At 73.7% G+C, this 3,314-nt stretch carries 3 protein-coding genes; 1 reads left to right on the forward strand and 2 read right to left on the reverse strand.

Translation table 11 applies throughout. The features are described 5' to 3' along the window. Together ACFXA3_RS39235 and ACFXA3_RS39240 are read right to left on the reverse strand one after the other, a co-directional pair. On the reverse strand, window positions 1–1,457 hold a 1,457-nt coding region (locus ACFXA3_RS39235), incomplete at its 3' end, for a penicillin-binding transpeptidase domain-containing protein (protein WP_385195643.1). Beyond that, window positions 1,454–2,827 carry an FtsW/RodA/SpoVE family cell cycle protein gene (locus ACFXA3_RS39240; protein WP_385195645.1) on the reverse strand — a complete coding sequence of 458 codons (1,374 nt, stop codon included), beginning with the start codon at window positions 2,825–2,827 and terminating at the stop codon, window positions 1,454–1,456. The genes ACFXA3_RS39240 and ACFXA3_RS39235, both read right to left, overlap by 4 nt. A 95-nt stretch (window positions 2,828–2,922) precedes the next feature. On the opposite strand from ACFXA3_RS39240, the gene ACFXA3_RS39245 reads away from it, so the two are divergent. Then, entirely contained in the window at window positions 2,923–3,312 is a 390-nt protein-coding gene (locus tag ACFXA3_RS39245) for a DUF6325 family protein (RefSeq protein ID WP_385195647.1), read from the forward strand. The last annotated feature ends 2 nt before the right edge of the window (window positions 3,313–3,314 follow it).

Here is a 3,314-nt window from a genome sequence, read left to right on the forward strand (position 1 = left end):
GGGCCGTACAGCGCGGCCTCCATCACCGCCCGGGCGATCGGGGCCGCCGCGCCGTTGCCGCTGATGTCGCCGCGGTGCGCCTCCGCGTCCTCGACGACCACCGCCACCGCGACCCCCGGGAGCGGCGCGTCCTCGGCCTTGGCCCAGCCGATGAACCAGGCGTACGGGGTTCCCGCGTTGCCGACGCCGTGCTGGGCGGTGCCGGTCTTGCCGCCCACCACCGCACCCGGGATCGCGGCGTTGCGCCCGGTCCCGTTCTCCACGACCTCCACCATCAGTTCCTGGAGCCGCAGCGCCGTCGCCGGGCTCATCGCCCGGCCCAGGCTGCGCTGCCGCCCGCGCCGGATCCGGTCCCCGTCGTCCTGGGTGGTGCCGTCGACCAGGTACGGGGAGTTGAGCTCGCCGCCGTTCGCGACCGCCGCCGCCACCATCGCCATCTGGAGCGGCGTCGCCGTCGTGTTGAACTGCCCGATCGAGGACAGCGCCAGCTGGTCGGGGCTCATGTCCGTGTCGAAGTTCGACCGGGACACCCAGGCGGGCACCCGCAGCCGCTCGTCGTCGAACCCGAACCGGCGCGCCGCGTCCGCCATCCCGCGCAGCCCGACGCGGACCCCGATCTTCGCCATCACCGTGTTGCAGGACCACTGCACCGCCTCCGCCATCGAGGCGTCCTCGCAGCCGGCGATCGCGTTCGGCAGCAGCGTGCTGGTGCCCGGCAGCGGGTACGGGTCCGGGGTCCGGGTCGGCGCGTCCACATCGGTGACCACCCCCGCGTCCAGGGCCGCGGCCGCCGTGACGATCTTGAAGGTGGAGCCCGGCGGGTACGTCTCGCGCAGCGCCCGGTTCAGCATCGGCCGGGCGGGGTCCGCGTTCAGCCGCGCCCAGGCCGCCTTCACGCCCGCACCGGTGCCGGAGAGCAGCGCCGGATCGTACGAGGGGCTGCTGACCAGCGCGAGGATCCTCCCGGTGGCGGGCTCCAGGGCGACCGCCGCGCCGCGCCGGCCCGCCAGCCCGGTGTAGGCGGCCCGCTGGAGTCCGGCCCGGACGGTGGTCTCCGCGTTCCCGCCGGCCGGGCGGCCGCGCGCCAGGTCGTACCAGAGCGGGAAGGCCGAGAGCCCGGGATCGGTGCCGGCGAGGACGGCGTCCTCGGCGCGTTCGACGAGGCTGGTCCCGTAGGTCTGCGAGGAGAACCCGGTGACCGGTGCGTACAGCGGGCCGTTCGCGTACGTCCGCTCGTAGCGCAGCAGCTGCCCGCTGTCCCGGGAGCCGGTGACGGGCTTCCCGTCGACCAGGATGTCCCCGCGGGGCCGGGCGTAGCGCTCGATGGCCTGGCGCTTGTTGGCCGGGTTCGCCCCGTACCCGGCGGCCTCCCAGACCTGCACCCGGGCCACGTTGACGAGCAGGGCGAGGAGCAGCAGGGCGCAGACGTACGCGCACCAGCGGATGTACCGGATCACGCCGCGCCCTCCGCTCCGGCCGGGCGGGGCCTGCGGGCGCTGTCGCCGAGCCGGACGAGCAGCGCGACGATGATCCAGTTGGTGACGACGGAGGAGCCGCCCTGGGCGAGGAAGGGCATGGCCATGCCGGTGAGCGGGATCAGCCCGGTCACTCCCCCGGCGATGACGAAGACCTGGAGCGCGACGATCGAGGCGAGCCCGGTGGCGAGCAGGCGCCCGAAGGGATCGCGCAGCGCGAGCCCGGCGCGGAACCCGCGGTCGACGAGGAGCCCGTAGAGCAGCAGGATCGCGGTGAGGCCGACCAGGCCGAGCTCCTCGCCGGCGGTGGCCAGGATGAAGTCCGACTTGGCGGCGAACCCGATCAGGAAGGACTGGCCGTGGCCGAGCCCGGATCCGAGGAGCCCGCCGGCCCCGAAGGCGAACAGGGACTGGGCGAGCTGTCCGGGGCCCTCGCCGCGGTCGATGGAGGCGAAAGGATTCATCCAGTCCCCGACCCGGCCGTGCACGTGCGGCTCCAGGGTGCCGACGGCGTACGCCCCCACGGCTGCGAGCAGCAGCCCGATCGCAATCCAGCCGATCCGGCCGGTCGCGGTGAACAGCATGACGACGAACAGCCCGAAGAAGAGCAGCGACGTCCCCAGGTCCCGCTCCAGGACCAGCACGCCGACGCTGAGCAGCCAGATCCCCAGGATCGGGCCGAGGACCCGGCCGGGCAGCAGCCGCAGCTTCCAGAAGAGCCGGCGGCCGGTGAGGGCGAGCGCGGTGCGGTTCGCGGCGAGGTAGGCGGCGAAGAACACGGCGAGCAGGATCTTCGCGAACTCTCCCGGCTGGAAGGAGAGTCCGGCGAACCGGATCCAGATGTGGGCGCCGTTGACGGCCGGGAAGAACACGGGGACGAGCATCAGCGCGAGGGCCGCGGCCACGGAGAGGTACGCGTACTTCTGGAGCACCCGGTGGTCGCGCAGCAGCACGACGACGAGGACGAAGAGGGCCACGCCCAGCGCCGACCAGCGCAGTTGGTCACCGGCGGTGAGCTGGGCGGGAGTGGCCAGGTCGAGCCGCTGGATCAGGACCAGGCCGAGGCCGTTGAGCAGGACCGCGATGGGCAGCACGAGCGGATCGGCGTACGGGGCGCGGAACCGGACCGCGAGGTGCGCGAGCAGGGCGGCCCCGGCGAGGCCGGCGGCGTACCGGCCGGCGGCCCCGGGGACGCGGCCGGTGGTGGCGAGGCCGACGTAGAGGTGGCCGAGGACCGAGATGAGGACGGCTCCGGCGAGGAGCGTCAGCTCGACGCCCCTGCGCCGGGACGCGGAGCCGTCGGGGGGCGGGGGCGGGGCGGGCTCCGCCACCTCTGCCGTCAGAGCGGTCATGCGGGAAACGTAGCAAGCGGACGGATGGTATGTCCGCTTATGTCATAGAGTGCCGAAGAGTCGTCAGAAACGGTCACGAGTGGGAGCCGCGGCACATGGGACCAGTGGAATTCATCGTCCTCGCCTTCCCGGAGGAGCAACTGCGGGTGCCCGCGGTCGAGGCCGTGATGGGACTGCGCAAAGCGGGGGTCGTACGGCTCATCGACGGGCTCGTGGTCACGAAGACCGCGGGCGGTGAGGTGCTGGCGGCGGAGTTCGACGCGTTCATGGAACTCCAGGGCCTGCTGCGGCACCGGGAGGCCGCGCAGCTGATCGGGGCGGAGGACATCCGGGAGTCGGCGGACCTGCTGGCACGGGGCAGCTGCGCGCTGCTGCTGGTGGTGGAGCACGTGTGGGCCGAGGACGCGGCGATCGCCGTCCGGGCGGCGGGCGGACGGATCGTGGGCTCGGTGCGGATCCCGCCGGAGCGGACGGGGGCGGCCTGATG

Source organism: Streptomyces sp. NPDC059456 (assembly GCF_042750055.1).
In the GTDB taxonomy this organism is placed as follows: Bacteria; Actinomycetota; Actinomycetes; order Streptomycetales; family Streptomycetaceae; genus Streptomyces.

Coding starts and splice junctions, on each gene's coding strand:
- ACFXA3_RS39240 (WP_385195645.1), bottom strand. CDS start 2,827: ATGACCGCTCTGACGGCAGAGGTGGCGGAGCCCGCCCCGCCCCCGCCC.
- ACFXA3_RS39245 (WP_385195647.1), top strand. CDS start 2,923: ATGGGACCAGTGGAATTCATCGTCCTCGCCTTCCCGGAGGAGCAACTG.